At 45.9% G+C, this 6,776-nt stretch carries 4 protein-coding genes; 3 read left to right on the top strand and 1 reads right to left on the bottom strand.

Annotated features, from left to right (window positions below):
• Positions 1-144 precede the first annotated feature (144 nt).
• The 3 genes from LZ23_RS04655 (at position 145) to secA (ending at position 6,333) form a co-directional block, all read left to right on the top strand.
• Entirely contained in the window at positions 145-1,419 is a 1,275-nt protein-coding gene (locus LZ23_RS04655) for an IMP cyclohydrolase (RefSeq protein WP_045212005.1), read from the top strand.
• A 255-nt stretch (positions 1,420-1,674) separates the two neighbouring features.
• On the top strand, positions 1,675-3,729 hold the full coding sequence (locus LZ23_RS04660) for a ribonuclease catalytic domain-containing protein (RefSeq protein WP_045212006.1): 2,055 nt from the start codon (positions 1,675-1,677) through the stop codon (positions 3,727-3,729).
• A gap of 96 nt (positions 3,730-3,825) precedes the next feature.
• On the top strand, positions 3,826-6,333 hold the full coding sequence (gene secA / locus LZ23_RS04665) for a preprotein translocase subunit SecA (protein WP_045212008.1): 2,508 nt from the start codon (positions 3,826-3,828) through the stop codon (positions 6,331-6,333).
• A gap of 235 nt (positions 6,334-6,568) precedes the next feature.
• Here the strand turns inward: secA and LZ23_RS24935 are convergent.
• Positions 6,569-6,776: hypothetical protein (locus LZ23_RS24935; protein WP_232300405.1), on the bottom strand; the 208-nt coding region annotated here is incomplete at its 5' end.

Raw genomic sequence — 6,776 nt, forward strand, 5'->3', positions numbered from 1 at the left:
CGGCAGGTAAGGTTCATGCTCCGTGTCTGTTTCGTTGAGCGAAGACCTCATTCCCCTGTTAATGTCAAGTACATTTTATATGGTTTAACCTCAGTAATCAATGAATAAAACAACTTTACTCAATAAAATATTCAGGAGCTGATGATGAAAGATTTGAAGAATATGTATAAAAATATTTTGAAAGATGAATTTCCTCAAGAGATGACCATTAATCTAAGTGGTCAGGAACTTAAATTCAGAAAAAAAACCTGGATTATCGATAATGAGGAAAAAGGCTTAAGGTATGGAGAGAACCCAGATCAGCCTGCTGCCATGTATGAGCCTGTTGAGGGATCATTTGAGCTTGGAGGCGTTGCCCTTAGATCCGGAGGATACGGACTGGTATCGTCTATTACAGAAGAAAACATGCTGCAGGCTGGGAAGCATCCAGGCAAGACAAACCTTACAGATGTGGACAATGGCCTCAATATTCTCCAATACCTCAGCGAAAAACCTGCCGCTGTAATTTTAAAACACAACAATCCCTGCGGGGCGGCCTGGTCGGATGATGGGCTATATAAGGCAGTATCTGAAGCACTTTACTCGGACAGGATAGCAGCTTTTGGAGGAGCAGTCATAGTTAACAGAGCAATTGACGAGAAAACTGCTGAGTTTCTGGCAGCCAACTATCTTGAAGTAGTAGCTGCACCTGACTTTGAGCCGGGAGCATTTAAAATACTGCAAACTAAAAAAAATCTGCGAGTTCTCAAAATGCCCGGCATAGGCAGGCTGGATGAACTGGTGGGGATTCCTTTTCTGGACATTAAATCACTGACTGATGGCGGAATTATCGTTCAGTTTTCCTTTTCCAACAGAATACTCAAGGCTGATGATTTTTTTCCTGCCAGCGCCTCGAAAGATGGTCGGAAGGTCATGGCCAGAAAACCTGATGACCGTGAAATGCAGGATTTGATTTTTGCATGGGCTGTAGAAGCTGGAGTTACTTCCAATTCGGTAATTTTTGCCAGGCATGGATGCACTGTTGCCATTGGAACCGGAGAGCAGGACCGAGTTGGCTGCGTTGACCTGACCATAAACAAGGCCATGACCAAATATGCTGATATGTTGAGCTTCAACAAGCATAAAGAGTCAATTTATCAGCTCAGGCAAAGAGCGCAAAATGATGCCAGGGCAAGAGATCTGCTTGAAGAAATAAATGTTGAGACACGTAAAATGCGCGCAGGTCTTCCGGGGTCTGTACTGGTATCCGACGGATTTTTTCCGTTCAGAGATGGAGTGGATCTGGCCATTACTCAGGGGGTAACTGCAATTGCCCAGCCTGGGGGATCCATTAGAGATGCTGAAGTGATTGAGGCCTTGAATGAAGCTGTGCCTCAGGTGGCCATGGTCTTTACCGGACAGCGTTCTTTCAGGCATTAGGGCTGAAGGTTAAAGGCTGAAGGCTGAAGGCTGAAGGGTGAAGGCTGAAGGCTGAAGGCTGAAGGGTGAAGGGTGAAGGGTGAAGGCTGAAGGGTGAAGGCTGAAGGGTGAAGGCTGAAGGCTTACCTGGAATATGTCCAATGCAGGCTGTGCTTACAACCCAAAAAAAAGATATTTAGTACTGTTTATTCCCGGCAATAATGCTCTTTAACGTCAATATGTAATGGTTTTACAACCAATGGAAATAGATATTTTGTGAGCAAGAAAGATAATTTCAGAGAAGAAATAAGGTCTGGACTGGTTATTGAGTACCTGCAGAATAATCAACCCATAACAGCCTGGGTTGAAGAGTGCTCAGGTAACAGGGTCAGGGCTTTTAACATCAATCAGCGAGAAGTTAAGCTTTCTTCTGCCAGAATTCTGCCCTGGACCGGACCGGCTTATACACAAGGCCTGTCCCGTGAAGAGATTAACGGCCTGCTGAAAGAGCATGGCCGCAACAGATCTCTCGAGCAGGAAAAAATCAACATTCTGGAAGTGTGGGAGTTGTCGCAGGGTGAAATAGACCAGGCCAGGGTCCCATGGTTTGCCGGACTCATCTGGAATGATCCTGGTGCAGATCGTGTAGCTGCTCTGGGCCGGGCCATGCTTCAGGATCGTGCCAGATTCAAGTTCAATCCTCCTTTTTTTGAAGTTTATCCCCAGGATATTGTGGAGTCTCGATTAGAGCAGGAAAGAATCGCAAGGCAAAAGGAAAAGCTCATCAGCATTGGTCGGGAGTTTATTAAAGCTCTATGGGATAAGGCTTCCAAGGGAACAGCACTGCCAGAGCTTGAAAACCATGATGTTGGCCAGCAGTTAAGAGAGCTTATTACTACCCGTGTCAGCAATCCTGACGACTCGGAAACATCTGAAGTCTGGAGCAAGCTGACTACAGGACTTCCAGCAGATCCCAATCTGGCATTTATTCTCGGAGTAACATGGGGAATTTACCCGCCTCATCACAATTATCTTCTGGATCAGGCTGGATATGTGTGGGATGCATCCTGGGAACAGGAACATGTAATAGAAGTCAATGCCATCAGAGAAAAATTTGAACAGGAACAGACAGATCCTGAGCAGTCAGGGTTTGTGAGCATTGACTCGGCAACAACAAGGGATATTGATGATGCCTTTATTGTTAGAAAGCATGATGATGGATTCCTTTTGAGTCTTGCTCTGGCCTGTCCCGCTTTATACTGGACTCCGGATTCAGCTCTGGATAAAGCAGTATCCTCAAGAACAACAAGTCTATATCTTCCAGAGGGTATCAGCAATATGCTGCCTGGGATTATGGCAGAAGATTTGTTTAGTTTAATAGAAAAAAAGTCCAGACCGGCCATGGTGGTTGAGTTTGAGCTTAATGCAGATGCACATCTGAAAAATGTCAGGCTCAGTCAGAAATGGGTCAGAGTTGACAACAATCTGACATATGAAAGCGTTGAAGAGCAGCTTAACCTGCAAAGCTCCGACTATCTGAAACCTGCTCTGGATCTGGCTGAAAAATTAAGAGCAGCAAGGCTTGAAAAAGGGGCTGTGATTATTAATCAGAATGAGCCGCATATCAGGCTTGAGGAACATAATAATGAGATCAGAGTTTTTCTTGAAAATAAGCAGGATTCTCCCAAAGCGCAGCTCATTGTTTCAGAATTTATGATCTTAGCCAATACTGCCATGGCCAGCTGGGCCAGGGAAAAAAGTATTCCCTTGCTGCATCGTACTCAGGACATTGCATTGCCAGCTGATTACAGCGGGGTATGGTCCAGGCCTGAAGATATTTATCAGGTAATCAGGTCATTAGGAGCCACACTGACAGAAACATCACCAAAGCCTCACAGATCTATAGCCGCATCATGCTATGCTCCGGTTACATCACCCTTGCGTCGCTATACTGATCTTATTAACGAACTGCAGCTTCTAAGTTTTATTCAGGATGGCAAACCATATTTTTCTTTTGAAGGTTTGAATGAAATGCTGCCCAGGCTGAGCGCCCGATCCGGGCAGGTCTCCCAGGTGCAGAGGTTCAGGCCAAGATACTGGAAGCTGGTTTATTTCAGACAGAATTGCAAACACCAGACCTTTCAGGCTGTTGTTGTGGATAATAGTGGTCAGCAAGTAGTACTTTCCCTTCCAGGAGAGCAAATTATGGTTAGAGCAGGACATGATTTGTTTGGCGGAAAAACCCGCCTTGGTCAGTCGTTCAGGCTGAGACTTGGAAAAATAAATCCCTTGAGCAATGAAGTCAGTGTTCTGGAAGCTTGGGAAGAATAACAGCCAGCTTTCCTAATGCGGACTGTGTCCACATGCAGATTGTGGGCACAGCCCGCATTAGTTGAAACTTAAATTGACAATAATAAAGGAAACGTAATGTTTGGAATTGTAAAAAAGCTTTTTGGAAGCAAAAATGAGAGATACCTCAAAAAACTAAATCCCATTGTGGAAAGGATAAATTCGCTGGAGAGTGAAATAAAAAATCTCAGCGATGAGGAACTGGCACAGAGAATAGCTGCCTGGAAAGAAGAAGTGGCACAGGGTGCTAAACTGGAAGATTTGCTTCCTCATGTTTTTGCTGTGGTCAGAGAGGCTTCCTGGCGTGTTCTTGAAATGCGCCATTTTGATGTTCAGCTTGTGGGAGGGGTGGCTCTGCATGAAGGTCGCATTGCAGAGATGAAAACTGGTGAAGGAAAAACACTGGTGGCAACCTTGCCGGTAGTTCTTAATGCCCTGGAAGGTAAAGGCGTACATATAATTACGGTAAACGATTACCTGGCCCGCCGTGATGCGGAATGGATGGGGCGCCTTTATAATTTTCTCGGGCTTACAGTAGGTGTTATCGTGCATGGCCTTAGTGATGAAGATCGAAAAGCTGCTTATGGCGCAGATGTCACTTATGGTACCAACAATGAATTCGGTTTTGACTACTTGCGTGACAATATGAAGTTTTACCCGCATCAGCTTGTGCAGCGGGATTTGCGTTACGCCATAGTGGATGAAGTAGACTCCATCCTTATTGATGAGGCCAGAACTCCCCTGATTATTTCCGGGCCTGTGGAGGACTCTTCTGCTCAGTACGCAGCCATTAATAAAATCATTCCAAAGCTTAAACGGGATGAAGATTTTACTGTGGATGAAAAAGCCAAGACAGCTTCCCTCACTGATGATGGAGTGCAGAAGGTTGAGGATATTCTTGGTATTGACAACCTTTTTGATCCGGAAAACATAACTGTACAGCATCATGTTCTGCAGGCGCTCAAGGCCCATAACCTGTTTGCTCGGGACGTGGATTACATAGTCAAGGATGGCAAGGTGGTCATTGTGGATGAGTTCACAGGACGCCTCATGGAAGGGCGCAGATTCAGCGACGGACTGCATCAGGCCCTGGAAGCCAAAGAGCATGTCAAGGTTGAGGCTGAAAACCAGACCCTGGCATCCATTACATTTCAGAATTATTTTCGTATGTATGACAAGCTGGCCGGTATGACAGGCACAGCAGATACAGAAGCAGTTGAGTTCAAGGAAATATATAATCTGGACGTTACAGTGATCCCTCCACACAAACCCATGATCAGAAAAGATTTCCCTGATGTTGTTTACATGACTCAGGAAGACAAGTTTAAGGCCATTGCCCGTGACATTCAGGAACTTTACGATGCAGGCCAGCCTGTGCTGGTGGGAACAACATCCATTGAAAAATCAGAAATCATTTCCAGACAGCTGAAAAAGGCCAGAGTCCCGCATGAAGTCCTCAATGCCAAGCACCATGAAAAGGAAGCAGAAATTGTTGCCAGTGCCGGGGAAAAGAAGAGGGTTACTCTTGCTACAAATATGGCAGGGCGTGGAACGGATATTGTCCTGGGTGAAGGAGTCCGCGAACTTGGAGGACTGCACATCCTTGGTACAGAACGTCATGAAAGCAGGCGTATCGACAACCAGCTCCGGGGCCGCGCCGGAAGACAGGGTGATCCGGGATCATCCAGGTTTTACCTTGCACTGGATGACACTTTGCTCAGGCTGTTTGGTTCCGAGCGTATTTCCGGACTGATGGATAAGCTGGGTATGGAAGAAGGGCAGGCTATTGAAAACAAGATGATTTCCAGGGCCATTGAAAACGCCCAGACCAAGGTGGAAGCTCACAACTTTGATATTCGTAAACAGCTTCTTGATTTTGACAATGTCATGAACCAGCAAAGAGAGGTTATTTATTCACAGCGTAGAGATATCATGGTGCAGAAAGATATGCGGGAAATGATTGATCAGGTTGTGGAAGATATGATGGACGATGTATACGAGCAGGCTGGTGAAGGATCTCTGGAAGGCCTTGACGATGATACAGCCGCATCCATGCGCGGAAAGCTGGAGGAGTTGTTTAATCTGGGCAAGATCATGCAGGACGGCCGCATTCCTTCCAAGCAGGAAAGTCTTGATGCTGTACACGCCAATTTAAACAAAATACATGAAGACGCTCCTGAACACTATAATGAAATTCTGCGCTTTTTCCTGTTGGAAAGCCTGGATCGCAACTGGAAGGAACACCTCCTGAACATGGATCATCTCAAGCAGGGAATAGGATTACGCGGATATGGACAGCGAGACCCCAAGCGTGAGTACAAGCGTGAAGGTTTTGAGATGTTTGAAGAAATGTTTTACAGGTTGCGGGCCAATACATTGAAAGCCCTGACCAGGCTCAGGATACAGAAAAAAGTCAGTGAAGAAGAATTTACCCACAAGGAACAGAGCAACCTGAAATTTGGCGGACCTTCCAGCAAGCCAGGTCAGAAGAAACCGGAAACAGTCAAAAGGGCTGAACCCAAGGTGGGACGCAATGATCCATGCCCCTGCGGCAGTGGGAAAAAGCATAAAAAGTGCTGCGGATAAAATTTTGTAGTAGTTGTAACTATGCAGCATGATCGTATCTGTTTAGCGCTTTGCATGTGGCATGGGGACTGGCTCTTCCGGGACCCACTTCTCCCAAAAATGAGAAATTTTAAGCACAAAATGATGTTCAAGTGGGTCCCGGAGTGCCTGTCCCCTGCTTTCCTTAAAAGCGCTAAACAGGTACGCATGATCGAATAATGAAGACATGGACCCCGAATCAATTCCGGGGTGACGGTTAAAGCAGATAGTTGCCCTTTTCCGTCATTCCGGCGAAAGCCGGAATCCAGGATAGTGAATTGTCATATGTAGTATATGCTGCGTAGTTACAAACGCGGGTTGAACCCGCAACCCAAAAAAGATATTTTAACCGCCCGTTCGAAGACTCACTCAAGACGCAAAGGGCGCAAAGGAAGAAAGAAGTTTTTTCATTTGCCGGGCAACGG

The sequence above is a fragment of the Desulfonatronovibrio magnus genome (genome assembly GCF_000934755.1).
GTDB classification, from domain to species: Bacteria; Desulfobacterota; Desulfovibrionia; order Desulfovibrionales; family Desulfonatronovibrionaceae; genus Desulfonatronovibrio; species Desulfonatronovibrio magnus.